The following is a 26058-nucleotide window of genomic DNA, read 5'->3' as shown; positions in this document are numbered from 1 at the left end:
CGAGGGTGCGCCGGGCGGATCGGGGTATCCGCGGGCCGCCCGGGAGGAGGATCCGTACCTGCCGTCCGCCCCACCCTAGTTTGTTGGACACGCAAACATAAGTATGTCATGCTGCCGGGCATGTGGGAAGCCGAAAACAGATCACGTCCCCTCCGGGCCGGCCTGATCGGCGGGGGATTCATCGCCGGCGTCCATGCCCGCGCGATCCGCGCGGCCGGGGGCCACGTACACGCGGTGGCGTCGAGTTCACCGGAACGGGCGCGCACCGCCGCCACCGAGCTGGGCGCCGGGCTGGCCCGCTCCTCCGTACGGGAACTGCTGGCGGACGAGTCGGTCGACGTCGTCCACGTGTGCAGTCCGCACGGCACACACGCCGGGTACGCCCACGCCGCGCTGGAAGCGGGCAAGCACGTGGTGTGCGAGAAGCCGCTCGCGGTGGCCGCGGACGAGGCGGCCCGGCTGACGGCGCTCGCGGCCGAACGCGGCCTGGTGGCCACGGTGCCGTTCGTCTACCGCTACCACCCGATGGTGGTGGAGGCCCGCTCCCGGGTCGCCGCCGGTGCACTGGGACCGCTGGTCGGCATGCGCGGCGCCTATCTCCAGGAGTGGCGGCTCGCCTACTCCGAGGACGGCTGGTGGACCGACCCGGAGGCGACCGGTCCGTCCCGGGCGTTCGGTGACATCGGATCCCACCTGGGCGACCTGCTCACCTTCGTGGGCGGCCAGGACGTGGTGCGGGTGTCGGCCGCGACCCGGACCGTGCTGCCCGAGAGCCCCGGCGGCCGGCCGCTGCGCACCGAGGACATCGCGGCGCTGACCGTCGAGACGTCGGGCGGCGCGATCGGCTCCCTGATGGTGTCCCAGATGACGCTGGGCCGGAAGAACCACCTCACCCTGGAGGTCTTCGGCCTCGACGGCAGCCTCGCGTTCGAGCAGGAGAGCCCCGAGACCCTCTGGTACGCGGACCGGTCCGGGCTGCGGCCCGTCCAGCGCGACGCCCCCGCCCTCTCGCCCGCCGCGGCCCGGCTGTCGGTGCTGCCGGGAGGCCATCCGATGGGCTACCAGGACGCGTTCGACGCGTTCGTGAAGGACACCTACGCGGCCGTGCGCGGCGCCGACCCCGAGGAACTGCCCCGGTTCCGGGACGGGTTGCGGGCCGCGCTGCTGACCGAGGCGGTCGTCGCCTCCGCCGCCACCGGGACCTGGGCCGACGTCCGCCGCACGGCCGACCGGCCGCTGGAAGGAGTACGACACGCATGACGACGAACACCGAGAACAGGCCCGTCACCCTGTTCACCGGCCAGTGGTACGACGTACCGCTGGAGACCATCGCCCGCGACGCCGCCTCCTGGGGCTACGACGGCCTCGAAGTCGACTGCGGCAACCACCTCGACGTGGCCCGCGCCGAACAGGACCCCGGCTATCTCGACGAGTTCCGTGCCCTGCTGGACCGGCACGGGCTCGGCCTGTGGGCCATCTCCAGCCACACCGCGGGCAACGCCGTCGGCACCCCCTCCTTCGACTTCCGGCACCGACGCGAACTGCCCGCGCACATCTGGGGCGACGGTGAGGGCGACGGCATCCGGGCACGCGCCGCCGAGGCCATGAAAGCCACCGCGCGGGTGGCGCGGCGCCTGGGCGTGGACCGCGTGGTCGGCTTCGCGGGTTCCTCGATCTGGCCGTTCGCGGTGGGCTTCCCCGGCGTGGACGACGAGGTGATCGAGCGCGGCTACGAGGACTTCGCCCGGCACTGGAACCCCGTGCTCGACGTCTTCGAGGGCGAGGGCGTGCTGTTCGCCCACGAACCGCACCCCGGTGAGATCGCCTACGACTACTGGACGGCCCGGCGCGCCCTCGAAGCGCTGGACCACCGCCCCTCCTACGGCTTCAACTGGGATCCCAGTCACATGATGTGGCAGGGCGTCGACCCGGTCGTCTTCATCACCGACTTCGCCGACCGCATCCACCATGTCGACTGCAAGGACGTCCGGTTGCGGCCGGGCGACGCCCGCAGCGGCCTGCTCGGCTCCCATCTGCCCTGGGGCGATCCGCGTCGGGCCTGGGACTTCGTCTCCGTCGGGCACGGCGACGTTCCGTGGGAAGATGCGTTTCGCGCCCTCAACACCGTCGGCTACCGCGGCCCGATCTCCGTCGAGTGGGAGGACATGGGGATGGACCGCGCGCACGGTGCCAGGGACGCGCTCACCCGTATCCGTTCGTATCAGTGGCCGACGCCCTGATCCCCGGCCCAGAGAAGGGCGGCACCGTGGTTCCAGCGGCCGAACCGGTCACCCGCACGGCCCGCCGCGCGGGCGGTGCCACCTCCGACGACCTGCGGCGGCAGAACCTGGCCCGGCTGCTCGGCATCGTGCACCGCAGCAACGGCCTGATCCGCGCCGACCTGACCCGGCGCACCGGACTGAACCGTTCGACGGTGGGCGTCTGCCTCACCGACCTGGTGCAGCTCGGTGCGGTCGAGGAAGGACTCGGGGCCTCCGCGACCGGCAAGGGCAGGCCGAGCCCGGTCATCACCCCGGCCCCCGACATCGTGGCGCTCACCGTCAATCCCGAGGTCGACGCCATCACCGTCGGGCTGGTCGGCCTCGGCGGGCAGATCCGCGAGCGCTGGCGGGTGGAGACCGAGCAACGGCTCACCGTCAAGGACGTGGTCGACCGCACCGCCGCCGCGGTCCGTGCCCTGTTGTCGGGCCGGGCGCTGCGGGTCGCCGGGCTCGCCGTCGCCGTACCGGGACAGGTCCGCAGCCACGACGGGCACGTACGGGACGCGGTCCAGCTGGGCTGGCACGAGGAACCCCTCGCCACCGCGCTGGCCGATGCCACCGGCCTGCCGGTCCGGGCCGCCAACGCCGCCGCCCTCGGCCTGTCCGGAGAGGTCGCGTTCGGCGCCGGACGCGGCATCGAGGACCTGGTGTACTTCATCGGCGGTGCCAGCGGCATCGGCGGCGGAGTGGTGTGCGGCGGCCGGATACTCCAGGGGTCGGCCGGATACGGCGGCGAGCTGGGCCACTTCTACGTCGGCGGCCGGCACCTGGCCTGCCCGTGCGGCGCGTCGGGCTGCCTGGAGTCCGAGGTGCTCCAGCACGAACTGCTGGAAGCGTTGGGCCTGCGCCCGCACGAGGCGGACCAGCTCGACGCGGCCCTCGCCCGCAGCGACGACCCGGCCGTCCGCGAACTGGTCCGCCGCGACCTGGAACTGCTCGGCATCGCGGTCCGCCAGGCGGTCAACGTGTTCAACCCGGCCCGTGTGGTGCTCGGCGGCTTCCTCGCCCCGCTGTACCGCAACCGCCCGCCCGACACCGAACTGGGCGGCGACGCGATCCGTGCGAGCCGCGAGTCGGTGCGGGTGGCCGCCGCCGAACTCGGCGCCGACCAGCTCATCATCGGCACCGCCGAACTCGCCTTCGCCGCACTGCTCGACGACCCCGCGGGCCATCCGCCGACCCCGGCGGCAGAACTCCTGCGCTGACGTGCGCCCGCCGGTGCTCCGACGGGCGCGTGGAGCGGACCCGGGAGCGGACCGGGAGGCGGAGGCGTCGGCAGGGCGCCCCTGACCGTTCAGCCCGTCGCCGCGTTGCGCAGCGCCGTATCCAGCCGCCGTACCCAGGCGGCGCTCCGGGCCAGGCCGGCGCGGGGATCCAGCCGGGAGTGGTCCACCTCGACGACGATCCAGCAGTCGTCGTCGGCACCCAGGCCGGCCACCAGGGCGATCAGGTCCAGGTCGCCGTCGCCGGGCTCCCGCCACAGACCGCCGGCCACCGTGGACCGGTAGTCGAGACCGGCCTGACCGCCCGTCCGCGCCGCCGCCAGCGACATGTCCTTCACATGCAGTCCGGCCACCCGGTCGCGGTATCGGCCCAGGATGTCGGACAGCGGCGCTCCGGCCCAGGCCAGATGCCCGGTGTCCGGCCCGAAGGCCAGGTCCGGCCCGGCCGCGTCGAGCACCGCGGCGGTCTCCCGCGCGGTCTCGACCCAGGAGCCCACGTGCGGATGCAGGGCGGGTACCACCCCTTCCGCGCGCAGCGCCCCGGCGGCCTCGGCGAGATGGGCCGCGACATGGGCCAGCCGGTCGGGCCGTGCGTCATGACCGCGCGCGGGACGGGCCATCCGTGGCGCCGAGAGGTCGACGTCCAGGGCGGTGAAGGCCAGGGCGCAGCCGCAGGCGGCGAGCCGTCCGGCCTCGCGGCGCACCCGTTCGACGTCACGGCGCCGGACCGCCGGGTCCTCGTCCCACACCAGGGCCGCGTAGCCGGGGCCGGGGCGCAGCCCGGCCGCCGCCAGCCGGGCCCGGTACCGGGCGGGCGGCTCGTCCGCCGGTGGCGAGGTCTGTACGGCCCCGAACCCGGCCTCGGCGACGGCCTCCAGGATCTCCTCGACGGACGGTGCCGCGGTGAAGTCGAACCAGCCTTCGGCGGTGGCGTAGAAGTGGAGCGGGTTGACGGCGACGGGGTGCCGTCCGGCGTGCCCGGCGCCGACCGTCCCGTCCGCCCCGGTCGCGTCCGCCCCGGTCCTCTCCGCCCCGGTCCCGTTCACCGGCCGGCCGTGAGGGCGCGGGCGGTGCGCAGGGCGAGGGCGACCACGTTCAGGGTCGGGTTGCTGGTGGTGCTGGTGCTCACCACGCCGTTGCCCGCCACATAGACATTGTCTGTGCCCCAAACTTTTCCATGGGTGTCGGCCACCCCGGTCTCCTCGGTACCGAGGCGGGTGGATCCCATCAGGTGCAGACTCCCGCCGGGAGGTGCGACCGAGACGCTCAGGCCGTACGAGGTGTCCCGGAGGGTGTCGGCGACCCGGACGTGGTCGGCGGTCGCCTCCCGGATCCGTTCCCGGTCGGCCGTGGACAGCGCGAACCGGGCGGTGACGGCGGGCAGCCCGAACGGCCCGGTGCGCTCGGCGTCGAAGAGGAGCCGGTTGGCGGGGTCGGGATCGACGGCGACGAACTGTCCGATGTCGGCGGTGTGCCGGGCCGGGACACCGGGATCGAAGCCGGTCACCTCGGTCCAGCCGGGGACGACCTGGGTGTGCCGGGGGCGGACCTCGCTGGAGGGGATCCACACGCCGAACGAGGCGTCGTCGTCGGGCACCCGCGCCAGCAGGGCCGGGTCCAGCCGGATCCGGGAGGTCACCATGGAGTGGTCGGTCAGATACCGGCCGAGGGCCGGCGGGCGGATGCCCGAGGCGTACAGCACCGCGGGCGCGGCCAGCGCGCCGGCCGCGACCACGACCGCGCCCGCCGGGACCGTGACCTCCGGGCCTCCGGTCGCGGGCGCGACGACCACCCCGGTCGCCCGGCCCCCGCTGGTCCGGACGCACCGCACGGCGTGACCGGTCAGCACCTCGACCGCGCCCGGGCGGCCGGCGTCGGTGTCCAGCAGGGCGTCGATCCCGGCGTACCGGGCGGTGCCGTCCGGCTCGACGCGCAGGCCGATGGGCAGCGGCTGCACCTCACGCCCGGCCGGCAGCCCGGTGAACTCGGCGGTCAGGGCGTCGGTCAGCAGCCGCTGACGGACGCCGCCGGCCCCCACCGAGGTGGTGGACCACAGCCGCTCGGCCGCCTCCCGCCACAGTCCGCGCATCTCGTCGGCGTCGATACCGGGCTCGGCCTCGGTGGTGTGGTCGGGGATCGCGCAGACGTGGGACCAGTAGGGCATCATCCCGCCCACCGCGTGCGCGAACCGCTGTCCGCGCAGGTCGGGCAGGGTGCTGTCGGCGTGGCCGTACGGCACGAGCGCGGCCAGCACACGCGGTCCGAAGCCGGCCGAGAGGTCTTCCTCGACCGGGTGGACGTTGCGCAGGTGCGCGCCCGGCTCCAGTCCTGCGGGGACCTCGCCGGGTTCGATCACGAGGACCGACAGGCCCGCCCGGCTCAGTTCGCCCGCGACGGCTGCGCCGCCCGCACCGGAGCCGATCACCACGATGTCCGCCCGCGGCTCCCGGTCCGCGGGTACCTCGCGTCGCAGCCGCACGTGGTCCAGGGGCATCAGCGGGTCCTTTCCTCTGGCCCGACCTGGGCTTTTCCGTTCGGTCGGGCGGATTCGCGCCGAATGCTTGCACGGCGTGTCTGTAACCTGCTAGACATGTTGCCCCCAACAACAAACTAATTCAAGCCACTTGTTCGCCGCGAAGAAGACCGGTCAGGGAGGTCCCGCGTGAGAGTGACATCGGGTCAACGGAACAACAGTGGAACGGACAGGATGTTCTGGTCCCGACCTGAGTGGAGCGGGGCGCAGTGCCCGCGCCGGTGAGCGTCGCGGCAGCCGCGGGCGTCCAGGACGACACGCCCGCGTCCAAGCCGCAGCCCACGGCCGCGGTGACCCGCGCCCGCAGGTCCTGGACCGGATTCTGGTTCTTGCTGCCGTTCCTGATCGTCTTCCTGGTAGTGATCATCGGCCCGGTGCTCTACGCGATCTGGCTCAGTCTCTTCCGGGACCGGCTGATCGGCGGCACCGTCTTCGTCGGCTTCGACAACTACGTACGGGCACTGACGGACGGGGCCTTCGGTTCCTCGCTCCTCAGGGTGATCGGCTACATGGCCGTCCAGGTGCCGGTGATGCTGCTGCTGTCGGCCGGAGCCGCCCTCGCCCTGGACAGCGCCCGGCTGCACTTCGCCCCGGTCTTCCGCATCGTGCTGTTCCTGCCGTACGCCGTACCCGCCGTGGTGGCGGCCCTGATGTGGGGCTTCATCTACGGCACCAAGAACGGGCTGTGGGGCGACCTCGGGGACATCACGGGGCTGAGCCTGCCTGACCCGCTGGCCTCGAACTACGTGGTGGTGGCCATCGGCAACATCTCCACCTGGGAGTTCGTCGGCTTCAACATGCTGATCCTCTACTCCTCGCTCAAACTCGTGCCCACGGAGCGGTACGAGGCGGCGACCATGGACGGCGCCGGCTGGGTGCGGGTGATCCGCCACATCAAGGTGCCCGCCATGAAGAATTCGCTGGTGCTGGCGGTCGTCTTCTCGGTGATCGGCAGCTTCCAGCTCTTCAACGAGCCGAGCGTGCTGAAGAACCTGGCGCCCAACTCCATCTCGTCCACCTACACGCCCAACATGTACGCGTACAACCTGTCGTTCGCCGGTCAGCAGTACAACTTCGCGGCGGCGATCTCGATCCTGTTGGGCATCGTCACCATGATCGTGGCCGCCCTGATCCAGCGGGCCGGCCGGCTCGGGGAGGAAGGCCGATGAGAGGGCTCGCCCTGGGCCGTGCGGCGTCGCCGACGCACCGCCGCAAATCGGTGGTGCTGACCGCCGTCATGACCCTGCTGCTGATCTACACCCTCATCCCGCTCATCTGGCTGGTGGTGAACGCCACCAAGACCCGGGAGAGCATGTTCAGTTCGTTCGGGCTGTGGTTCTCCGGCGACTTCTCGCTCTGGGACAACATCCACGACACGTTCACCTACGCCGACGGAGAGTTCGGCCGCTGGCTGCTGAACACCCTGCTGTACGTGGTGATCGGCGCGGGCGGCGGCACCCTGCTGGCCACCCTCGCCGGGTACGGCCTCGCCCGCTTCGACTTCCCCACCAAGCGGCTGATCCTGCCGGTGATGCTCGGCGCCATCGCCATCCCGGCGACCGCGCTCGCGGTGCCCACGTTCCTGCTGTTCAGCAACGCGGGCCTCACCAACACCCCCTGGGCGGTCATCCTGCCGTCCCTGGTCAACCCGCTCGGGCTCTACCTGGTGCGGTTCTTCGCCGAGGACGCGGTCCCCGAGGACGTGCTCAACGCCGCTCGGATCGACGGCGCCGGGGAGTTGCGGATCTTCCGCTCCATCGCGCTCAGGCTGCTGATGCCGGCCCTGGTCCCGGTGTTGCTGTTCAGCTTCGTGACCTCGTGGAACAACTACTTCCTGCCGCTGATCATGCTCAATGACTCCACCTGGTTCCCGCTGACCGTGGGCCTGAACAACTGGAGCATGCAGAACCAGCAGGCCGTGACCGCCACGGGCCACCCCATCGATTCGATCATCGTCACCGGCTCCCTGCTTTCGGTGATCCCCACCATCGTCCTCTTCCTGGTGCTCCAGCGGTACTGGGAGTCCGGGTTGGCGGCGGGCAGTGTCAAGGAATAGCCGGGACCGGCCGAGGAGAATGTGATGCGACAAGGAAGGCTCCGGGCACTGCTGCGCCGGACACGGCCGGCCCTGGTCCTGGCGGCGGTGGCGGGCATGGTGCTCACCGGCTGCGCCCCCGAACCACGGCACGTGGTCCTGGACACCACCCAGGCAGAGATCGACAAGGCGCTGCACACGCCCACCACCCTGAAATTCTGGTCCTGGTCGCCGCAGGCGGCCGAGATGGCGAAGGCGTTCGAGAAGCAGTATCCGGACATCAAGGTCGAGGTGACCAACGTCGGTGGCAGCGACGTCGCCTACACCAAACTGCAGAACGCCATGAAGGCCGGCTCCGGCATTCCGGACGTGGCCTACATGGAGTACCTGGCGATGCCGCAGTTCGCCCTCCAGAAGTCCCTGACCGATCTGTCGCGGTACACCGACGAGGGGCTGGCCGACCAGTTCTCCGAAGGCGTGTGGTCGCAGGTCGCCGTCCGGGACGGTGTCTACGGGGTGCCGCTCGACTCCGGCCCGCTGGTCCTCTACTACCGGGCCGACGTGTTCGAGAAGTACGGGCTGACCGTGCCGCGCACCTGGGACGAGTACGTGGCCGACGCGAAGAAGCTGCACAAGGCGGACCCGTCGAAGTACATCACCGCCGACACCGGCGACGGCAACGGCGTCTCCGCGATGATCTGGCAGGCCGGCGGCAACCCCTTCACGTCCTCCGGCGCGGACCTCTCGGTGAACCTGTCCGACACGGGCAGCACCCAGTACGCCGACATGTGGGGCGAACTGCTGACGGAGGGCCTGATCGACAACAGGGTCGCCCAGTGGTCGAGCGAGTGGACCACGGGCATGGGCGACGGCACCTACGCCACCTGGGTGGCCGGTGCCTGGGGCGGCTCCGCGCTCGCCTCGCATGTGCCCGCCGGATCCGGGAAGTGGCGGGTGACCACCCTTCCCGGCTACACCTCCACCACCGCTGCCAGCGGACAGAGCGGCGGTTCCGGCCTGACGATCCCCGCGGGCAGCAAGAACCAGGCCGCCGCGATGGGCTTCATCCAGTGGATGACCACGAACGCCACGGCCATGAAGATCTACACCGACGCCGGCCAGATGCCCGCCGTGGACAGCGTGCTCAACTCCTCGTCCTGGCTGAACCGCAAGGACGCCTACCTCGGCGGCCAGCAGGCCGGCAAGGTGTACGCCGCGGCGTCGGCGGCCGTCCTGCCGAACTGGGAGTACCTGCCCTTCGAGCCGTACGCCAACAGCGTCTTCGCCGACACCGTGGGACGTGCCTTCGCCGGGTCCGTGTCACTGCGGCAGGGGTTGCGCGACTGGCAACGGAAGATCGCCGACTACGGCAAGGACCAGGGATTCACCGTCCACTGAACCGGGCCCGTGACGACCACGCCCCGTACCCGCGCCGCCGCAAGGCGGGTGGGGACGGGGCGTGCGTCAACGGCCGTGGGCCGCGTTTCATCAAGCATGTCCTGCGTTCCGCCGTCCTGCTGACGGACCCTCGACGGCGGGATCAACGGCTCCGCGATTCCCATTGCGGCAGGCCATCAAAGATGACTCGCTGTCAATTAATCAAGTCCTCATAAGCATTCTCGGCATATACCTCATTGATCTGACCGCCAAGGAATACCTCATTGTTGATAATGTTTTTTCCGTGAGTTATGCCGATCACTTGATCCGATCCGTCGAAGGGGGTTTTGATGGCAGATCCGCTGCCGCCGAGGGGGTCGACGCCGCAAAGAAGGGTCCATGTCCCTGGTGCCGAACTGGAGTATGGGGAAGTAACTCCACCACAAGACTCCTGATCATAACTACCTACATAGTACACAACATTGACGGGTCCAGAGACGTCGCTCGGATCAACGAAGGCGAGTCCGTAGCCGCCGACCTGGCTAAGCAGTGATCTATCGTTTTCATTAAGGGTGGTCGTGGCGAATGCAATGTCTCCAACAGGTGTGTTGGGATTATTGGGGTCGTAGTTACCGGCTAGGACTCTCCCGTTCATGCCGAATGTCCCGAAGGGCCTACTGCCGTTGTTGTAGCCAGGGATAAAGACTTGGTTCGTCGCGGTGTTCCCTGCGCTCCTGATGCAATGAGCAGCGGTCTCGATCACTCCCGATCTCTTTCCTGACACCACGGAAGTGGCGGTGCAGAACGCATCTTTGCCGTCAAGTGTGAAGAAAAGCGCTCCGACTCTATTGTCCAACACGGCCTGAGTCCGCAACGTCTGTCCGTCCGCCGACACGCCATTTGTGGCGGCCACGGTTGCACGCGTCCGTTCAGGCGTCCAGTAATCCAATGCCTCCTTGGCATGGGGGTCCACCGGTACGGATATGGGTGATAGTGTCGGCTCCTCCGCTCCTCCCGCATTTCCAGCCGCACCCGCAGATGCGGCGTTGAGCGCGCCCATCGTGAGCGCCAGAGATGCAACTACGAGTGCAGTTCTTGATTTCTTCATCGATTCCTCCTGAGTAGAAATATGGACTCGGTTGTCGAGGAGCACGTCAAGTCTGCCGCGCTGGGGGCAACGCACCTATCCACGTTCGGGCGCTCGTTGCCTCTGCCGTAATGGGTATGCCCGTGCCCGGCCCGGGTCAGAACTTCGGATCGGGTGTCTGTGCCGCGCACAGTTCCGCCGCCTCCTCCTCCGTCGCCACCGACGGCGGTGAGCCGTCCAGCGGGCGCTGGGCCGTTTCCTTCATGCAGGCCACGGCGATCACGCCGACCAGGGCCGCCGCCATCGCGTAGTACGCGGGCATCAGGTTCGTACCGCTCCAGCTGATCAGTGCCGTGATCACCAGCGGGGTCGTGCCGCCGAAGAGGGAGGCCGAGAGGTTGTAGCCGACGGAGAGGGAGCCGTAGCGGACGTGGGTGGGGAAGAGCGCGGGGAGGGCGGCGGACATGGTGCCGAGCATGCAGACGAGGGAGAGGCCCAGCATCAGCATGCCGGTGGTGATGGCGGGGATGCCGCCCTGGCGGATCAGGAGGAAGGCGGGGAGGGAGAGGACGAAGAAGCCGAGCATGCCGGTCATCAGGAGCGGCTTGCGGCCGAAGCGGTCCGAGAGCTTGCCGACCTGACTGATGATCAGCATCAGGAAGACCATGACGGCGAGCAGGATGAGCAGGCCGTGGGTCTCGCTGTAGCCGAGTTCGTCGGAGAGGTACGTCGGCATGTACGACAGCAGCATGTAGTCGGTGATGTTGTACGCGCCGACCAGGCAGATGCACAGGATCAGTGTCGGCCAGTACTGCCGGAAGATCTTGGCGAGGTCGCCCTTGGCGGTGGTTTCGATGCCGTCTGCGGCCTCGGTGGCGTGGGCCGTGCCGCCTTCCAGCTTCTGGAAGGCGGGGGTTTCGTCCAGGCGCAGTCGGAGGTAGAGGCCGACGAGGCCGAGGGGGCCCGCGACGAGGAACGGGATGCGCCAGCCCCAGGCCGTCATCTGGTCGGTGTCGAGCAGCGCGGTGAGCGCGGTGACGAGTCCGGCGGCGCCGACGTAGCCGGCGAGTGTGCCGAATTCGAGGAAGCTGCCGAAGTAGCCGCGGCGTTTGTCGGGGGCGTATTCGGCGATGAAGGTGGAGGCGCCGCCGTACTCGCCGCCGGTGGAGAAGCCCTGGACGAGACGGAAGAAGATCAGCAGGGCGGGGGCCCAGAGCCCGATGGAGTCGTGCGAGGGGATGACTCCGATGGCGAAGGTGCCGACCGCCATCATGATCATGGTGAGGGCGAGCACCTTCTTGCGGCCGATCTTGTCGCCCATGGGGCCGAAGAACATGCCGCCGAGGGGGCGTACGAGGAAGGCGACGGCGAAGGTGGCGAAGGAGGAGAGGAGCTGGGTGGTGTCGTTCCCGGACGGGAAGAAGACGTGGCCCAGGGTGACGGCCAGGTAGGAGTAGATCCCGAAGTCGAACCACTCCATGGCGTTTCCGAGTGATGCCGCCTTCACTGCCCGCTTGACCGCCCGATCGTCGGTGACGGTGATGTCGGTCCGGCGCAGTCTGGGGTTCTTCCGTTGCCGGATGGCGCGGAAGAGGGTGGGGTGGCGTTTGATCGCTTCCGGATCGGCCGCCTGTTGGGGGTCGGAGGCCGCCATGGCTGGGTCCTTTCCTCGGGTGTGTCTGTCAGGAAAGGCTTCTGCGCGGTCATGGCGGCCGCAAACCGAATCGTGGCGGGATTGGGATGTCCCTCACATGGCCCCGGACCTCCGGGGCGGCTTCGGGCGGACTTGTCCCGGACCTCCGCGGCGGCTTCGGGCGGACCGGGATCAGATACCGAGATCCTTGATGATCTTCGCTACGTGGCCGGTGGCCTTGACGTTGTAGAAGGCTCGTTCGACTTTGCCTTCTTCGTCCACGACGACGGTGGAACGGATGACGCCGGTCACCGTTTTGCCGTAGAGCTTCTTCTCACCGAAGGCGCCGTATGCGGCAAGGGTCTCCTTGGTGGGGTCGCCGACCAGGGTGACTGCGAGGTTTTCCTTCTCGCGGAACTTGGTGAGCTTTTCGGGCTTGTCGGGGGAGACGCCGATGACGTCGTATCCGGCGCTCGCGAGGAGGTCCAGGTTGTCGGTGAAGTCGCAGGCCTGCTTGGTGCAGCCGGGGGTGAGGGCGGCCGGGTAGAAGTAGACGATGACCTTGCGGCCCTTGTGGTCGGCGAGCGAGATCTCGTTGCCGTCGGCGTCGGGGAGGGTGAAGGCGGGGGCGGTGTCGCCGGGCTGGAGTCGCTCGCTCATGGTTCTCCTCAGGTGGCGCGTGGGATGTACGGGACCGAGCGTAATAGGGGTGCCGCCGGGTGCGGGGGCGGTGGAGCTGACAGACTGTCGACGAAGGTTTACTGGACGAGGATCACGGAGGCGGCGCGGTGTCGGATGCCAGGACCCCTGCGCAGATCGAGGCGGACATCATCAGCAGGCGTGAGCAGCTTGCGGTGGTGCTCGACGAGATCGGGGTGCGGGTGCACCCGAAGACGATCATGGGTGATGCGAAGGCCAAGGCTGCCGAGGCCGTGGACCGGACGGCCGGGCGGGCTTTCGTCGCGGTGAATCGGACGGTGTCGGATGTGAAGGCGCAGTTCGTGTCCGAGGACGGCGCTCCGCGACTGGAGCGGGTGGTGCCGGCGGCGCTGTTCGCGGTGGGTGTCGTGGGGCTGCTGGTGGTGTCGAAGCGGCGGCGGAAGAAGTGATGTGGGGGTCCGTGCACCCCGGAGGCGTACGGATCCGCGGTGAGCAGGTAGGTTGCGGGGCGTGAGCGAGAACACCGACGACAAGCTGCCCATCCGCATGCTGCATGACCGTGTGCTGGTCCGGTCCGATGTGCCGGAGGGCGAACGGCGCTCGGGTGGCGGCATCCTCATTCCGGCGACGGCCGCGGTCGGTCGTCGGCTGGCCTGGGCCGTGGTGGTTGCGGTGGGGCAGAACGTGCGCACGGTCGAGCCGGGCGACCGGGTGTTGTACGACCCCGAGGACCGTGCGGAGGTCGAGGTGCGCGGTGTGGCGTATGTGCTGATGCGCGAGCGGGATCTGCATGCGGTGGCGGCGGACCGGTTCGAGGGTTCGGTGGATTCCACCGGGCTTTACCTGTAGGCGGCCTTTACCTGAGAAGCGGGTCCTGTCCGTAGGCGGGTTTTCATCAAAGGCGGGCTGCGGGCTGTGGGCGGGCTGCGGGCGGACTCCGTCCGTGGCGGGGCTCTGTGTGCGGTCCGGCTCGTTCTGTGGCCGGAGGCAGCGGTGAGTGGGGCCTGGTGACCGGTGTCACCAGGCCCTTTGCATGTTCTTTGCTAGGGTGGATGGCCCCGACGAGACGCGCCGTACCGGGTTCGGAAAAGACGACGCACCTGTGTTCGCGTGTTCTGACTCGTCGGAGGTGCCGTCATGGCGTGGGTTCTGCTGGTTGTCGCCGGTCTGCTGGAAGTGGCCTGGTCGATCGGGATGAAGTACACCGAGGGGTTCACCCGGCTGTGGCCGAGCGTGTTCACGGGCCTGGGGATCGTCGCGAGCATGGTGTTGTTGTCCCATGCGGCGAGGACGCTGCCGATCGGTACGGCGTACGGCGTGTGGGTCGGGATCGGTGCGGCCGGAGCGGCGGTTCTGGGCATGGTGGTGCTGGGTGAGCCGGTGACCGCTGCCCGGATCTTCTTCGTGTCCCTGTTGCTGGTGGCCGTGGTGGGGCTGAAGGCGACCTCGGGTCACTGAGGCGGCGTGGGGGTGCCCTGCGGCGCCGGTGCGGCCGGTGCCGGAGCGGCCGGTGGTGCCGCGGGGGTCGATGGTGCCGCGGGGGTCGGCGGTACCGGGGTGCCGGGGGCGCCGGGAAGGAAGTCGTAGCCGTCTCTGCCGGTGTCGTCGTCCCTGCGGGGGCGGCGGTGGTCGTGGCCGCCGGCGGGGTTGCGGCCGCCGTGCGTGCCGTCGTTCTCCATGTCTCCTTCGATGCTTCCCGGACCCGGCGGGGTGCTTCCGGAGCCGTTGAACGGGGAGTCGGACGGTGTCCCGGTGGTGCCGGGGCCGGTGCTCTCCTCGTCGGGCGGAATGGTTTCGTCGGCGCCGCTTTCGAGGGAGAGATCGAAGTCGTTGACGGTGGTGCCGCGCAGTGCGGCCTCGGTGTACTGGGCCCAGGTCTGGGCGGGTGGGCCGCCGCCGCTGACGCGGGACAGTCCGAGGGCCCCGTAGAGGGGTTTCTGCGCGCCGGTCTCGGGGTCCTGGCCCATGACGGCGATGACGGTGGTGAGGTCCGGGGTGTAGCCGGCGAACCAGGCCGCCCTGTCCTCCTCGGCGGTGCCGGTCTTGCCCGCGGCGGGCCGGCCGGCGGCCTGGGCGGCGGTCGCGGTGCCGCCTTCGACGACGCTCTGGAGGATGGCGGTGGTGGTGTCGGCGGCTTCCCGGCTGACGGCCTGTCGGGTCTTCTGGCCGGGGACCTCCAGGTCGGTGCCGTTCTTGCTGATCTTGTCGACGAGGATGTACGCGCTGTGCCTGCCGTGGTTGGCGAGGGTGGCGTATGCCTCGGCCATGTCCAGGACGCTGGCGGTGGCGACGCCGAGCGCGATGGACGGTGAGGGGGTGAGGTCGGGGGTGCTCGGGGGGATGCCGAGGTCGATGGCGGTCTGCCGGACCTTGTCGGGGCCGACGTCTTCAGCCATTTGGGCGTAGACGGCGTTGACGGATTTGTCGGTGGCGATGCGGACGGTGATGGGTCCGTAGCTGACGTCGTCCTCGTTGGAGGGGGAGTATCCGGTGGGTCCGTCGGGGCCCTGGACCATGCGCTTGTCGGTGCCGTCGTAGAGGGTGTGGGGGGTGATGCGCCGGCCGTCCCGGGTGGTGGAGTCGTGGGCGACGGCGGTGGTGAAGACGAACGGTTTGAAGGTGGAACCGACCTGGTAGTCGCGGCGGGTCGCGTTGTTGACGTACTGCTTGGTGTAGTCGACGCCGCCGTACATGGCGACGACCCGGCCGGTGTCGGAGTCGATGGAGGCGCCGCCGACGCGGACGTTGCGGTCGGCGGTGCGTTCCGTGCTCGTCTGGGAGATGACGTTGTCGTCGACCGACTTCACGAGCGCGTTCTGCTTCTTCTTCTCCAGGGTGGTGGTGATGCGGTAGCCGCCGGTGGCCAGCGTGTTCTCGTCGATGATCTTGTTGTTGGTGAGGTAGTCCTCGATGGCCTGGACGAGGTAGCCGCGTTGTCCGGAGAGTCCGGTGGAGGGCTTGACCTTGCCGGGTTCGGGGAATTCCGTGGCGGCGCGTTCGTCGGCGCCGAGCCATCGTTCCTTGACCATGCCGTCGAGCACGTAGTTCCAGCGGCCGAGGGCCGCGGTCTTGTTCTCGGGGTGGACGACGACGTCGTACGCGCTGGGGGCGTTGAGCAGGGAGGCGAGGTAGGCGCCTTCGGCGGTGGTGATGTCGCCGACGTCCTTGCCGTAGTAGGCCTGTGCGGCGGCCTGGATGCCGTAGGCGTTGCGGCCGAAGTAGCTGGTGTTGAGGTAACCCTCGAAGATCTGGCTCTTGGACTGTTCGCGGTTGAGTTTGACCGCGATGAAGAACTCCTTGGTCTTGCGGATGACGGTCTGTTCCTGGCCGAGGTAGTAGTTCTTGACGTACTGCTGGGTGATGGTCGAGCCGCCCTGTCTGCCCTTGCCCGTGAGGGTGTTCCAGCCGGCTCGGGCCATGGCTCCGAGGTCGACGGCACGTTCGGAGTAGAAGTCGCGGTCCTCGGCGGCGAGGACCGCGCGCTGGACGCGGAGCGGGACCTGCGCGAGTTTGACGTTCTCCCGGTTGACCTCGCCGGAGCGGGCCAGGACGCTCCCGTCCTTGTAGAGGTAGACGTTGGACTGCGCGGTGGCGCTGGCGTTGGCGGCCGGGATGTCGACGAGTTCGTATCCGGCGATGAGACCGCCGACCAGGAGTGCGGCGAGAAGGAGGACGGCGCCGAGTGCCGTCCGCCAGCTGGGGACGGCGCGGCGCCACCCGGTGCGCCGGGGATTCCCGGCCGTGCCGCCCGCGTCGTCCTGTCCGCTGTGGTCGCCGTGGGCGGACGGGTTCCTGGGCTCCCAGCCCCGGTGCTCGTGCTTCCCGTTCGGCTGCTGTGGCTCGTCGCTCATGTCCGTGCAGACTCCTCGGCCGCGGTCAGTTCCCCCATAGTGCCCTTTTCTGGGTAATAAGCCCCGGATCGACCCCTGAAAAGCGGTCGCGGTCGCTGTCTTCGCTGCTCTAGAGTCGTGCGCTTTGGCGTCCAGCGCCGTTGGACGTCCGGGCTGTGAGGGGGTGGACGAGGTGCGGTTGTACGCGGTGGTGGCGGCGGGTGGGTTCCGGCGCTACGCCACATACCGGAGCGCGACGGCGGCGGGAGTGTTCACCAACACCGTCTTCGGTTTCATCATGGCGTACACCTATGTGGCGCTGTGGGACGAGCGTCCGCGGCTCGGCGGCTACGACCTGCCCCAGGCGCTCACCTACGTGTGGCTGGGCCAGGCGCTGCTGATGACCTGCGCCATGATGGGCGGCGGTTTCCAGGACGAGTTGGTCGAGCGGATCCGTACGGGTGATGTCGCGGTCGATCTCTACCGGCCGGTCGACCTCCAACTGTGGTGGCTCGCGGGTGACGTGGGCCGTGCGGCGTTCCATCTGCTGGGCCGTGGCGTCGTGCCGATGCTGCTGGGCTCGCTCGCCTTCGATCTGGCGCTGCCCGCCTCGCCGGGGATCTGGCTGGCGTTCCTGGTCTCGGTCGCGCTCGGTGTCCTGGTCAGCTTCGCGATCCGCTATCTGGTGGCGCTCTCGGCGTTCTGGCTGCTGGACGGGGTGGGGGTGGCGCAGATCGCGTCGCTGGCCGGGATGTTCTTCTCCGGGATGCTGCTGCCGCTGACGCTGTTCCCCGGGGTGCTGGGCGAGCTGGCGCGCGTGTTGCCGTGGTCGTCGCTCCTCCAGGTGCCGGCCGATGTGCTGCTCGGCAAGAGCACGGGGTGGGGTCTGGTGGAGGCGTACGCCTTCCAGGGCGGCTGGGCGCTGGCCCTGTTGCTGCTGGGGCGATCGGTGCAGTCGGCGGCGACGAGGAGGGTGGTGGTTCAGGGTGGCTGAGACAACCGGTGCGGCGGGGGCGGCCGGGGCGGTGGACACGCCCGAGGCGGTGGACGCGCGCGAGGTGGTGAGCGCGCCCGAGGTGGTGTTCGTCGAGCGGTCGGCGCTCGTCGACGGGGTCCGGGCGTACGGGCTGATCGCGGCGATGTGGTTGCGCTCGACGATGGCCTACCGTGCCTCGTTCGCGATGACGGCGTTCGGGAGCTTCGCGGTGACCGCCTTCGACTTCATCGCGATCCTGATGATGTTCTCGCACGTGGACGCGCTGGGCGGTTACACACTGCCGGAGATCGCGCTGTTGTACGGGGCCACAGGAACCGCGTTCGGTCTCGCCGACCTCGTGATGGGTTCGATGGACCGGCTGGGGCGGCGGGTGCGTGACGGCACGCTGGACACCCTGCTGGTGCGGCCGGCGCCGGTGCTCGCCCAGGTCGCGGCGGACCGGTTCGCCCTGCGCAGAGTGGGGCGGATCACCCAGGGTGCGCTGGTTCTCGGGTACGCGCTGGTGACGCTGGACATCGGGTGGACGCCGCTGAAGGTGGCGATGATTCCGCTGATGCTGCTGAGCGGCGCGGCGATCTTCGCGTCGGTGTTCGTGGCCGGGGCGGCGTTCCAGTTCATCGCGCAGGACGCCTCCGAGGTACAGAACTCCTTCACGTTCGGGGGAAACACGCTGCTCCAGTACCCGCCGTCGATCTTCGCGACGGATCTGGTGCGCGGGGTCACGTTCGTGGTGCCGCTGGCCTTCGTGAACTGGCTCCCCGCGCTGTACGTACTGGGCCGGGACTATCCGCTGCGCCTGCCGGACGGGGTTGCGTTCCTGCCACCGGTGGTGGCGGGGCTGTGCTGGCTGCTCGCGGGTCTGGCGTGGCGCAGGGGCCTGCGGGCGTATCGGAGCACGGGAAGTTGACGGGAACAACAGGGGCAGGGCCGGGCAGGGCGAGCGCAAGGGCAGGGGCATCGGACATGAACACAGAAACCGACACCGACACTGGTACGGGGATGGGGACGGGTACGGGCACGGGTTCGGGCGCAGATCCCGACACCGCCTTCATCACACTCGACCACGTCGAAAAGGTCTTCGACGTGCGCCGCAAGACCGGCTTCCTGCGCAGCGAACGCCATCAGGTGCGGGCGGTCGACTCCCTCAGCTTCCGTGTCGCACGCGGCGAGATGGTCGGCTACATCGGCCCGAACGGCGCCGGGAAGTCCACCACGATCAAGATGCTGACGGGCATCCTCACTCCGAGCGGTGGCCGGCTGAGAGTGGCGGGCATCGACCCGTCCAGGGAACGCATGAGGCTGGCGCACCGGATCGGTGTGGTGTTCGGCCAGCGCACCACGCTCTGGTGGGATCTGCCGTTGCGCGACTCGTACCGGCTGGTGCACCGGATGTACCGGATTCCCGATGCCCGGTTCCGCGAGAATCTGGCACGTTGTGTAGAACTCCTCGATCTTGCCGAGTTGTTGGACGTTCCTGTGCGGCAGTTGTCGTTGGGCCAGCGGATGCGCGGCGATATCGCGGCGGCTCTGCTGCATGATCCCGAGGTGTTGTATCTGGACGAGCCGACGATCGGTCTCGATGTGGTGTCCAAGGCCAAGGTCCGTGGATTCCTGCGGGATCTGAACGCCGAACGCGGCACGACCGTGCTGCTCACCACGCACGACCTGACGGATATCGAGCAGCTCTGCAAGCGGGTGATGGTGATCGACCACGGCCGTCTGATGTACGACGGGGCGCTCGCCGGGTTGCATGAGGTGGGGGAGAGCGAGCGGATGCTGGTGGTCGACCTGGAGCGCCAACTCCCGCCCATTCAGCTGGAATCGGCGCCTTCGGTCCGTACGGTGAAGGTGGAGGGGCCGCGTCAGTGGTTGGCCTTCCCGGCCTCGGAGTCGGCCGCACCGCTGGTCGCCCGGATCGCCGCGGACTACCCGCTGGTCGATCTGTCGGTACGGGAGCCGGACATCGAGGCGGTGATCGCGAAGATGTACGCGTCGGCCGACAGCATGTAGGCGGTGGCGGTGGCGGTGGCGGTGGCGGTGGCGGTGGCGGTGGCGGTGGCGGGTGGCGGGTGGCTCGGTGGCCGGCGGCAGGTGGCAGGTGGCAGGTGGCGGGCGGCTCGGTGACGTGTGGCTCGGTGACGGGGAGCGTATGCGTTCAATAGGCTGAGCGGTATGACAAGTGACCTTCCCGATATGCGTGCTTCCGATGCCGAGCGTGAGCGGGTGGCCGAGACCCTGCGCGAGGCGGTGGCCGAGGGCCGCCTGGAGATGGAGGAGTTCGACCAGCGGCTCGAAGCGACCTACAAGGCGCGCACGCACGGGGAGTTGACGCCGCTCGTCCGTGACCTTCCGGCACCGGGCACCCAACTGCCTCCGGTGGGCCCCGCCCCGGTTCCTGCGGCGGCCGGTTCGGCGGTGCGCTGGGCGGACCGTATCGGCAAGCCCGCCACGTCGCGCGGCGCGTTCGCATTCTGGGGAGGGTTCCGCCGACAGGGCAACTGGACGGTGGGCCGGAAGTTCACCGCGTTCGCGATGTGGGGCGGCGGTGAGATCGACCTGCGCGAGGCCCATTTCGAGGACCGTGAGGTGGTCATCCGCTGCTTCACGCTCATGGGCGGTATGCATGTCACGGTCCCGCCGGAGCTGAACGTCGAGGTCAGGGGCATCGGCATCATGGGCGGCTTCGGCGAGCGCACCAAGGACGAAGCCGTAACGTCCCCGGACTCCCCCCGCGTGCGGATCACCGGCTTCGCGCTGATGGGAGGCGTCGGAGTCGAGCGCAAGCGGAGCAAGGCGGAGAAGCAGCGGCTGAAGGACGCGGAGAGGGCGCGGGAGTTGGAACGGGAGCGCCCCCACTCGCGCGAGCAGGGGCGGCTGGAGAAGGGCGAGTAGCACGGCGACCGGTCCTGTCCCGAGCGGTTCCCGCGGTCTGCCCGCTGTCAGAGTTCGTCCGAGGCGGGCGGGTCGTGTCGCCGGGCCGACAGATCCCCCGCGCTGCCGCGCCGCAGACGGCCGCGCGGGAGTGCGGACGTTCCGACAACGCGCTCGCGCGACTGAAGAGCGCCCGACCAGGACAACTGGCCGGGCGCTCGTGATGCCGCGTGCGGGTGCTCGTGCTACGACCGCTTGAATTCGCCGTCCACCACGCCGCCCTCGAACGCGGCCCACTCGCCGGGGGTGAAGACGAGAGCGGGGCCGTTTCCGTTGTCCTTGCTGTCACGCATGGCCACGCGGCCATCGCCGAGGAACGCGACCTCGACGCACTCGGCCTGGCCGTTGCTGCGGCTGCTCTTGCGCCACACCGCGCCCGTCAGGTCGGAACTCTTCACTTCTACAGCTCCCTTGTTGCTTGGAGTAGAAGGCTCTGTGTCTCCTCGTGGTTCAAGGCAGAGCCCCAGATCGCCTTGAAGGCTGCGTCGTAGCGATCGATCTCATGGGGCTTGTCGAGATACAGAGCCCCGGTGAAGCCCTCCACGTAGACCGTGGGCGGCTCCGTGTCCCGACCGTCGCCGTTGGTCGGGAAACGCATCTTGACGAACGGGCCGGACATGATGCCCGCGTGCAGGCCCGCACTGAACGGCACGACGCGGACGGCCACGTTGTTCAGCTCGTTCAGCTCGACCAAGCGTTGCAACTGGTCGCCCATCACTTTGGTGCCCCCTACGGGGCGGCGAAGAACGGCCTCGTTGAGAGCGACTTCTACCGTGGGCGCCGCCGTCACTCTGGTCAGGAGTGCTTGCCGTGCGATGCGCACCTCTACGCGCCGCGCGATTTCCTCGTCAGGCACGCCGGGGTTGTCGTTACGCATCAAGGTCTCGGCGTATGCCGGTGTCTGGAGAAGCCCCGGCACCAGTTCGGATGAATACCAAGACAGGCGTTCGGCAGCTTCTTCGAGCCCGATGTAGAGGTCGAAGCCCTCGGGGATCACGTCGCCGTAGGCGTGCCACCAACCCCGGTTCTTCGTCTCCTTGGCCAGACCCATCAGGCCCTTGGTCAGTTCGCCGTTCGCCCCGTACACCTTGCACATGGCTTCGACGTCGAGACTCCGGAGCGATACCTGACCGGTCTCGATGCGCCAGATCTTGGGTTCCGACCACTCCAACTGCTTGGCGGCGGCGCGCACGGTCAGGCGCGAGGCGTTGCGCAAGTCGCGCAGGTGCCGACCGAGTTGCCGTCGGGGAACCGTCGAACCAGTCGTCGCACCATTCACGGGTGGCCCCGCCTTCCTTCAATACGGATGCCTCTTGCACCCGGAATGTAGTCGCCAGGGGTTCCTATCCGCAATGTCGCATGTGCGTTCGGGTGCTGCGGATCGGATATTTAAAAACGTAGTCTTGCATAACAGAGTCCTGCGATGCTTCACTCGTAACCCAACAGCACCGCCGCGAACACGCCGTGTGATCGCGGGCATGGCGAGGGAGTACGTAGCGCGATGAATCCGCTGATCTTTGGCTACATGCGTGTGCCCGACGACATGAGCGACGAGGAGGCGCGGCAGAAGCAGGACGACCTGAACACCTACGCCGAAAACAACGGCTTCCAACTGGCGACGGTGTTCCACGAGTACGTGCCGGGAGCGCAGTCGGCGTTCACCGAGTTGGTCGAGGCGGTCCAGCACGCCGAGGCGAAGCATGTGGTCGTGCCGTCCTACCGGGACTTGGCACTCAACAAGTCGCTTCAGGACGCCATGCTGACGCACCTCTCCTGCTTCACCGGTGCGGAAGTCGTCAGTTTGGACGAGTGCTCGTGACGCGCCCGGAGGCGCCGTACCGGCCGCAGAGTGTGCGCTTTCTCGATCAACTGTCCCTGGTCGCCGTACGTTCAGCCGTTTCGACGTCGCGTCACTTCCTGCGACTCACCCTGTCCAAGTGGCAGGCGGCGTTCATCGAGGACGACGCCCTTCTGATCGCCTCGGAACTCGTGACCAACGCCATCGCGGCCACCGGGATGCCGGCCGGGAATCTGACGTGGGAAGAGCTCGAAGAGCTCGACCTCGTCCACGTGCGCCTGGTTGGGCTGGAGGACAGTGTCGTCATCGAGGTCTGCGACGTGTCGGATGAACCGCCCACGCTCAAGCACGCCGACGACGACGCCGAGCACGGGCGCGGTCTTCTGCTCGTTCAGCAGCTTGCCAAGCGCTGGGGTTCCTACCGCACCGCGAGCGGCAAGGTGGTGTGGGCGGAACTGGCCGTTGGTCCGCCGCAACCGGCACCGCTGCCGAAACGGCGGAAGTCCGAGCGGCCTGTGGCCGGTCCGGCAGCACAGTCGGACGCCGGGCTTCTGCAGCGCGTGTTGGCGGGGCTTGAAACGGCCTTATGACCGCGAACTCCGACGCCGCCCGGAAGTTTCCTGGTTCCGGGCGGCGTCTCCCTCCCTGGGCGGGCCGGCCCCGCCGCTCCCGCGGCCGGCCCGCGGTCAGAGTTCGTCCGAGGCGGGCGGGTCGTGTCGCAGGGCCGTGAGGTCCACCAGCGAGCCCAGCCGCTGGTATCCCGTGTCGTTCAGGTGGAGATGGTCGCCGCTGTCGTAGGCGGGCAGCAGACGGGCCGTGCGGTACGGGTCGCGGGCCGCGCGGTCGAAGTCGACGACCGAGTCGAAGACTCCGCCCGCCCGGATGAGCTCGTTGACCCGTTCCCGTACGGCGTCCCGCTCCGGTGTCCAGCCGCGGTACCCCTCGTACGGCATCAGTGTCGCCCCGACGGTCCGCAGTCCGTGTGCGTGGGCGCGCAGGGTCAGGGACCGCAGGGCATCCACGATGCGCTGCGGGTCGGTCTCCTGCGGGTACTGCTGCACGTCGTTGATGCCGAGCGCGATGACGACCGTCCTCACGCCCGCGACATCCAGTACGTCGCGGTCGAAGCGGGCGCTCGCCCGCACGCCGTGGCCGTCGCGCAGGAGGCGGTTGCCCGCGATGCCCGCGTTGGCCACCGCGTACTGGCCGCGCAGCCGGTCGGCGAGCACATCGGGCCAGCGGCTGTTCGCGTCGAGGGTGGAGCCGGAGCCCGCGGTGAGCGAGTCCCCGATCACCGCGATCGTTCCGTCGGCGCTCACGTTGTGGACGTCGACGGCGGTGAGGTAGCGCCAGTCGGTGGTGCTCCGGGTGCCCCGCTCGTCCTCCACGTACGACGTCTGGTGGGAGCCCGTGTGCAGGGTGACGGGCCCCTCGGCGGCAGGGGTGCGCAGGGTGACGACGAGATCGGCGTCGGCGACGACCGGCACGACGACCGGATCGCTGACGATCTGTCCTCCCGCGGCGATGGTCACGACGGTGGCGCCCTGGAAGGTCACGGGGTGGGAGGCGATCGCGGCCTGGTCCACCACCAGCGGGTACGTGCCGAAAAGGTTGGAGAGCGTGATGCGGGCCGCGTCGCCGTTGACGCTGGTGTGCACGACGTTACGGATGGTGCGCCGGGTCGGGGCGTCGCCGTCGTACGGGTCGATCACCCCGGCCGTGGGCGCCGCCGTCCAGGTGCTGAGCCAGAGACCGGCGGAGTGCGCCGGTGCGGCGGGTGTACGGGCCACGGACCGCGGGTCGGGTGCGGCGACCGACTGTGACCGGGCGCCGGCGCCGGGGGCGAGCAACGAGCCGGCGAACGCCGCGCCGGCGGCGAGCGTGGCGGTGCCCGCCAGGAGGGCGATGAGCAGGGCGGACCCCTGGCGCCTGGACATGGGCGGTGTGTCTCCTCGTGGTTGGTCGGTCGGGCCGGGGCGGACCGGTCGGGTCGGTCGGGCCGGTCGGGTCGGTCGGGCCGGTCCCATGATGGGGCAAGGTGCCGGGAACTCGACGTGCGGCCCGGGAGTAGGTCAGGTAAGGACAATGCGTACGGTGCAGCGGGGGCGGTGTGTACGCGGACGGGTGGAGCGGATGGAACGGATCGACGGGACCGGACCCGGGGAACAGGGCGCGGGGCAGCCGGAGCGTGCCCGGGAGCGGGTGGCGGGCGCGGCCCGCTCCGTACCCGGTGGCCGCCAGGCTCCTCTCGCCTCGTTCGCGTACACCGCGGCCGACGAGGAGAAGCGACGCGGCGTACGCCGGATGAAGACCACGGCCACGGGCCTCCTTCTGCTGGTCGCGCTCGTGTACGTCCTCGCCACCTGGGCGAAGAGCGCGGGTGTGAGCGGCTGGCCGGGCTTCGTCGCCGCGGCTGCCGAGGCGGGCATGGTGGGTGCGCTGGCCGACTGGTTCGCTGTCACGGCGCTGTTCAAGCGTCCGCTCGGCCTGCCGATCCCGCACACCGCCATCATCCCCACGAAGAAGGACCAGCTCGGGGCCTCTCTGGGTTCCTTCGTCGGCGAGAATTTTCTCTCCGGCGATGTCGTGCGCGGCCGTATCCACGCCCTGGGCGTCGGTGGTCGGCTCGGATCCTGGCTGGCCGAGCCGGAACACGCCGACCGGGTCACCGCCGAGCTGTCGACCGCGCTGCGCGGTGCGCTGACGGTCCTGCGGGACTCCGATGTGCAGGCCGTGGTGGGTGAGGCGATCACCCGGCGGGCCAACGCGGCGGAGATCGCCCCCGGCCTCGGCAAGATGCTGGAGAAGATCGTCGCCGACGGTGGCCACCGCAAGATGGTGGATCTGGTCTGTGTGCGCGCCCACGACTGGCTGGTGCTGCACGAGGATTCGGTGATGAACGCGGTGCAGGGCGGGGCCCCGGGCTGGACGCCGCGGTTCGTCGACAAGCGGGTGGGGGAGCGGGTCTACAGGGAGCTGCTGCGCTTCGTCACGGAGATGCGGGACATGCCGGGGCACCCGGCGCGCGGTTCGATCGACACCTTCCTGACGGACTTCGCGTCCGACCTCCGGACGGACGCGGACACCCGGGCTCGGGTGGAGCGGCTGAAGTCGGAGATCCTGGGGCGCGGCGAGGTCCAGGACGTCATCGCGTCGGCCTGGTCGTCGGTGCGCACGATGGTGATCGCCGCGGCGGAGGACGAGCAGAGCGAGCTGCGGCTTCGGGCGCGCGCTTCACTGCTGACGTTCGGCGCGCGGCTGGCGACGGACGGACGGATGCAGGCCAAGCTGGAGGGCTGGCTGGAGGACGCGGCGGTCTATGTCGTCACGACGTACCGCGCGGAGATCACGTCGCTGATCAGTGACACGGTCGCGGGGTGGGACGCGGACCAGACGTCGCGGAAGATCGAGGCGCACATCGGCCGTGACCTGCAGTTCATCCGGATCAACGGCACGGTGGTGGGTGCGCTGGCGGGGCTGCTGATCTATACGGTGTCGTGGGCGCTGGGGGCGTAGGGGCCTTGGGGCGCCGGGGTGCCGGAACGGGATCCGGTGCGTACTGGTCTGTCGTGCGGGTGCGGGTGCGGGTGCGGGTGCGGGTGCGGATGTGTCCCGTCCCGTCCTGCCGTACGAATACGGGCCCGGGTGGCGCGGGGAGGGAGTGTCCCTCCC

The 26058-nt window shown here is 69.4% G+C and carries 25 protein-coding genes and 1 riboswitch; of the genes, 16 read left to right on the top strand and 9 right to left on the bottom strand.

Features of this window, described 5'->3' with window-relative positions; genetic code table 11:
- The first annotated feature begins 120 nt into the window (after positions 1–120).
- Genes ACFVUT_RS36020 through ACFVUT_RS36010 form a run of 3 tightly spaced genes read left to right on the top strand, consistent with a single transcriptional unit; the run spans position 121 to position 3487 of the window.
- Positions 121–1260: a Gfo/Idh/MocA family protein gene (locus ACFVUT_RS36020; RefSeq protein ID WP_389660198.1), complete on the top strand. Its 1140-nt coding sequence runs from the start codon at positions 121–123 to the stop codon at positions 1258–1260.
- Positions 1257–2240: a sugar phosphate isomerase/epimerase family protein gene (locus tag ACFVUT_RS36015; protein WP_389660195.1), complete on the top strand. Its 984-nt coding sequence runs from the start codon at positions 1257–1259 to the stop codon at positions 2238–2240. The genes ACFVUT_RS36020 and ACFVUT_RS36015 overlap by 4 nt, the downstream gene beginning before the upstream one ends.
- Complete coding sequence (locus ACFVUT_RS36010) at positions 2225–3487, top strand: ROK family protein (RefSeq protein WP_389660192.1); 1263 nt, start codon at positions 2225–2227, stop codon at positions 3485–3487. The genes ACFVUT_RS36015 and ACFVUT_RS36010 overlap by 16 nt, the downstream gene beginning before the upstream one ends.
- 89 nt (positions 3488–3576) lie before the next feature.
- On the opposite strand, the gene ACFVUT_RS36005 is transcribed toward ACFVUT_RS36010, so the two are convergent.
- Together ACFVUT_RS36005 and ACFVUT_RS36000 are read right to left on the bottom strand one after the other, a co-directional pair.
- The gene (locus ACFVUT_RS36005) at positions 3577–4551 is read right to left on the bottom strand and encodes a sugar phosphate isomerase/epimerase family protein (RefSeq protein ID WP_389660189.1); all 975 of its coding nucleotides are present in this window, start codon (positions 4549–4551) and stop codon (positions 3577–3579) included.
- On the bottom strand, positions 4548–5999 hold the full coding sequence (locus ACFVUT_RS36000) for an FAD-dependent oxidoreductase (protein WP_389660186.1): 1452 nt from the start codon (positions 5997–5999) through the stop codon (positions 4548–4550). The genes ACFVUT_RS36005 and ACFVUT_RS36000 overlap by 4 nt, the downstream gene beginning before the upstream one ends.
- Before the next feature lie 248 nt (positions 6000–6247).
- Here ACFVUT_RS36000 and ACFVUT_RS35995 point away from each other — a divergent pair, with 248 nt between their 5' ends.
- Genes ACFVUT_RS35995 through ACFVUT_RS35985 form a run of 3 tightly spaced genes read left to right on the top strand, consistent with a single transcriptional unit; the run spans position 6248 to position 9471 of the window.
- Positions 6248–7207, top strand: coding sequence for a carbohydrate ABC transporter permease (locus ACFVUT_RS35995; protein ID WP_389660183.1), 960 nt, complete (start codon positions 6248–6250; stop codon positions 7205–7207).
- Positions 7204–8094 carry a carbohydrate ABC transporter permease gene (locus ACFVUT_RS35990; protein ID WP_389660180.1) on the top strand — a complete coding sequence of 297 codons (891 nt, stop codon included), beginning with the start codon at positions 7204–7206 and terminating at the stop codon, positions 8092–8094. Before ACFVUT_RS35995 ends, ACFVUT_RS35990 begins: the two co-directional genes overlap by 4 nt.
- Before the next feature lie 24 nt (positions 8095–8118).
- On the top strand, positions 8119–9471 hold the full coding sequence (locus tag ACFVUT_RS35985) for an ABC transporter substrate-binding protein (protein ID WP_389660177.1): 1353 nt from the start codon (positions 8119–8121) through the stop codon (positions 9469–9471).
- 193 nt (positions 9472–9664) lie between these two features.
- Here ACFVUT_RS35985 and ACFVUT_RS35980 read toward each other — a convergent pair whose 3' ends face one another.
- From ACFVUT_RS35980 to bcp, 3 genes are all read right to left on the bottom strand, one after another.
- Positions 9665–10558: a trypsin-like serine peptidase gene (locus ACFVUT_RS35980; RefSeq protein WP_389660174.1), complete on the bottom strand. Its 894-nt coding sequence runs from the start codon at positions 10556–10558 to the stop codon at positions 9665–9667.
- Positions 10559–10694: 136 nt separating this feature from the next.
- Positions 10695–12191, bottom strand: coding sequence for a glycine betaine/L-proline transporter ProP (gene proP / locus ACFVUT_RS35975; protein ID WP_389660171.1), 1497 nt, complete (start codon positions 12189–12191; stop codon positions 10695–10697).
- 171 nt (positions 12192–12362) lie between these two features.
- Positions 12363–12830 carry a thioredoxin-dependent thiol peroxidase gene (bcp, locus tag ACFVUT_RS35970; RefSeq protein WP_389660168.1) on the bottom strand — a complete coding sequence of 156 codons (468 nt, stop codon included), beginning with the start codon at positions 12828–12830 and terminating at the stop codon, positions 12363–12365.
- A gap of 128 nt (positions 12831–12958) precedes the next feature.
- Between bcp and ACFVUT_RS35965 the strand changes: the two genes are divergently transcribed.
- From ACFVUT_RS35965 to ACFVUT_RS35955, 3 genes are all read left to right on the top strand, one after another.
- Positions 12959–13279, top strand: coding sequence for a DUF3618 domain-containing protein (locus tag ACFVUT_RS35965; protein WP_389660165.1), 321 nt, complete (start codon positions 12959–12961; stop codon positions 13277–13279).
- Positions 13280–13340: 61 nt separating this feature from the next.
- The gene (locus ACFVUT_RS35960) at positions 13341–13679 is read left to right on the top strand and encodes a GroES family chaperonin (RefSeq protein ID WP_389660162.1); all 339 of its coding nucleotides are present in this window, start codon (positions 13341–13343) and stop codon (positions 13677–13679) included.
- Between the two features lie 188 nt (positions 13680–13867).
- Positions 13868–13931, top strand: a riboswitch (guanidine-III (ykkC-III) riboswitch).
- Positions 13932–13967: 36 nt separating this feature from the next.
- Entirely contained in the window at positions 13968–14288 is a 321-nt protein-coding gene (locus ACFVUT_RS35955) for a DMT family transporter (protein WP_389660159.1), read from the top strand.
- Here ACFVUT_RS35955 and ACFVUT_RS35950 read toward each other — a convergent pair.
- On the bottom strand, positions 14282–16681 hold the full coding sequence (locus tag ACFVUT_RS35950; protein WP_389660156.1) for a transglycosylase domain-containing protein: 2400 nt from the start codon (positions 16679–16681) through the stop codon (positions 14282–14284). The genes ACFVUT_RS35955 and ACFVUT_RS35950 overlap by 7 nt on opposite strands.
- Positions 16682–16853: 172 nt before the next feature.
- Here ACFVUT_RS35950 and ACFVUT_RS35945 point away from each other — a divergent pair, with 172 nt between their 5' ends.
- From ACFVUT_RS35945 to ACFVUT_RS35930, 4 genes are all read left to right on the top strand, one after another.
- Entirely contained in the window at positions 16854–17654 is an 801-nt protein-coding gene (locus ACFVUT_RS35945) for an ABC transporter permease (protein ID WP_389660269.1), read from the top strand.
- A gap of 64 nt (positions 17655–17718) precedes the next feature.
- Entirely contained in the window at positions 17719–18564 is an 846-nt protein-coding gene (locus tag ACFVUT_RS35940; RefSeq protein ID WP_389660266.1) for an ABC transporter permease, read from the top strand.
- Positions 18565–18656: 92 nt separating this feature from the next.
- Positions 18657–19667 (top strand): ATP-binding cassette domain-containing protein, encoded by a 1011-nt coding sequence (locus ACFVUT_RS35935; protein ID WP_389660263.1) that lies wholly within the window; start codon positions 18657–18659, stop codon positions 19665–19667.
- A gap of 183 nt (positions 19668–19850) precedes the next feature.
- Positions 19851–20549, top strand: a complete 699-nt coding sequence (locus tag ACFVUT_RS35930; protein ID WP_389660153.1) for a DUF1707 domain-containing protein — start codon at positions 19851–19853, stop codon at positions 20547–20549.
- A 224-nt stretch (positions 20550–20773) separates the two neighbouring features.
- Here the strand turns inward: ACFVUT_RS35930 and ACFVUT_RS35925 are convergent, their stop codons facing one another.
- On the bottom strand, positions 20774–20986 hold the full coding sequence (locus tag ACFVUT_RS35925) for a DUF397 domain-containing protein (RefSeq protein ID WP_389660150.1): 213 nt from the start codon (positions 20984–20986) through the stop codon (positions 20774–20776).
- A gap of 2 nt (positions 20987–20988) precedes the next feature.
- Positions 20989–21867: a helix-turn-helix domain-containing protein gene (locus tag ACFVUT_RS35920; RefSeq protein WP_389660147.1), complete on the bottom strand. Its 879-nt coding sequence runs from the start codon at positions 21865–21867 to the stop codon at positions 20989–20991.
- A gap of 222 nt (positions 21868–22089) precedes the next feature.
- Here ACFVUT_RS35920 and ACFVUT_RS35915 point away from each other — a divergent pair, with 222 nt between their 5' ends.
- Both ACFVUT_RS35915 and ACFVUT_RS35910 read left to right on the top strand, forming a co-directional pair.
- Positions 22090–22407 (top strand): recombinase family protein, encoded by a 318-nt coding sequence (locus ACFVUT_RS35915; RefSeq protein ID WP_389660144.1) that lies wholly within the window; start codon positions 22090–22092, stop codon positions 22405–22407.
- A complete protein-coding gene (locus ACFVUT_RS35910; protein ID WP_389660141.1) occupies positions 22404–22976 on the top strand; it encodes an ATP-binding protein in 573 nt (190 codons plus the stop codon). Before ACFVUT_RS35915 ends, ACFVUT_RS35910 begins: the two co-directional genes overlap by 4 nt.
- A gap of 96 nt (positions 22977–23072) precedes the next feature.
- On the opposite strand, the gene ACFVUT_RS35905 is transcribed toward ACFVUT_RS35910, so the two are convergent.
- Positions 23073–24323: an SGNH/GDSL hydrolase family protein gene (locus ACFVUT_RS35905; RefSeq protein WP_389660138.1), complete on the bottom strand. Its 1251-nt coding sequence runs from the start codon at positions 24321–24323 to the stop codon at positions 23073–23075.
- A gap of 196 nt (positions 24324–24519) precedes the next feature.
- On the opposite strand from ACFVUT_RS35905, the gene ACFVUT_RS35900 reads away from it, so the two are divergent.
- Complete coding sequence (locus ACFVUT_RS35900; protein ID WP_389660135.1) at positions 24520–25902, top strand: DUF445 domain-containing protein; 1383 nt, start codon at positions 24520–24522, stop codon at positions 25900–25902.
- Positions 25903–26058: the final 156 nt, after the last annotated feature.

The organism is Streptomyces sp. NPDC058051, assembly GCF_042885475.1.
Lineage (GTDB): Bacteria > Actinomycetota > Actinomycetes > Streptomycetales > Streptomycetaceae > Streptomyces.
This window is presented reverse-complemented; position numbering and strand designations above follow the sequence as displayed.

Bases quoted from the DNA above. Each gene is read 5' to 3' on its own strand.
- ACFVUT_RS35980 (WP_389660174.1), bottom strand. From the start codon at position 10,558: ATGAAGAAATCAAGAACTGCACTCGTAGTTGCATCTCTGGCGCTCACG.
- ACFVUT_RS35990 (WP_389660180.1), top strand. From the start codon at position 7,204: ATGAGAGGGCTCGCCCTGGGCCGTGCGGCGTCGCCGACGCACCGCCGC.
- ACFVUT_RS36000 (WP_389660186.1), bottom strand. From the start codon at position 5,999: ATGCCCCTGGACCACGTGCGGCTGCGACGCGAGGTACCCGCGGACCGG.
- ACFVUT_RS35905 (WP_389660138.1), bottom strand. From the start codon at position 24,323: ATGTCCAGGCGCCAGGGGTCCGCCCTGCTCATCGCCCTCCTGGCGGGC.
- ACFVUT_RS35930 (WP_389660153.1), top strand. From the start codon at position 19,851: ATGCGTGCTTCCGATGCCGAGCGTGAGCGGGTGGCCGAGACCCTGCGC.
- bcp (WP_389660168.1), bottom strand. From the start codon at position 12,830: ATGAGCGAGCGACTCCAGCCCGGCGACACCGCCCCCGCCTTCACCCTC.
- proP (WP_389660171.1), bottom strand. From the start codon at position 12,191: ATGGCGGCCTCCGACCCCCAACAGGCGGCCGATCCGGAAGCGATCAAA.
- ACFVUT_RS35955 (WP_389660159.1), top strand. From the start codon at position 13,968: ATGGCGTGGGTTCTGCTGGTTGTCGCCGGTCTGCTGGAAGTGGCCTGG.
- ACFVUT_RS36020 (WP_389660198.1), top strand. From the start codon at position 121: ATGTGGGAAGCCGAAAACAGATCACGTCCCCTCCGGGCCGGCCTGATC.
- ACFVUT_RS35900 (WP_389660135.1), top strand. From the start codon at position 24,520: ATGGAACGGATCGACGGGACCGGACCCGGGGAACAGGGCGCGGGGCAG.
- ACFVUT_RS35985 (WP_389660177.1), top strand. From the start codon at position 8,119: ATGCGACAAGGAAGGCTCCGGGCACTGCTGCGCCGGACACGGCCGGCC.
- ACFVUT_RS35935 (WP_389660263.1), top strand. From the start codon at position 18,657: ATGGGGACGGGTACGGGCACGGGTTCGGGCGCAGATCCCGACACCGCC.
- ACFVUT_RS35950 (WP_389660156.1), bottom strand. From the start codon at position 16,681: ATGAGCGACGAGCCACAGCAGCCGAACGGGAAGCACGAGCACCGGGGC.
- ACFVUT_RS36015 (WP_389660195.1), top strand. From the start codon at position 1,257: ATGACGACGAACACCGAGAACAGGCCCGTCACCCTGTTCACCGGCCAG.
- ACFVUT_RS35915 (WP_389660144.1), top strand. From the start codon at position 22,090: ATGAATCCGCTGATCTTTGGCTACATGCGTGTGCCCGACGACATGAGC.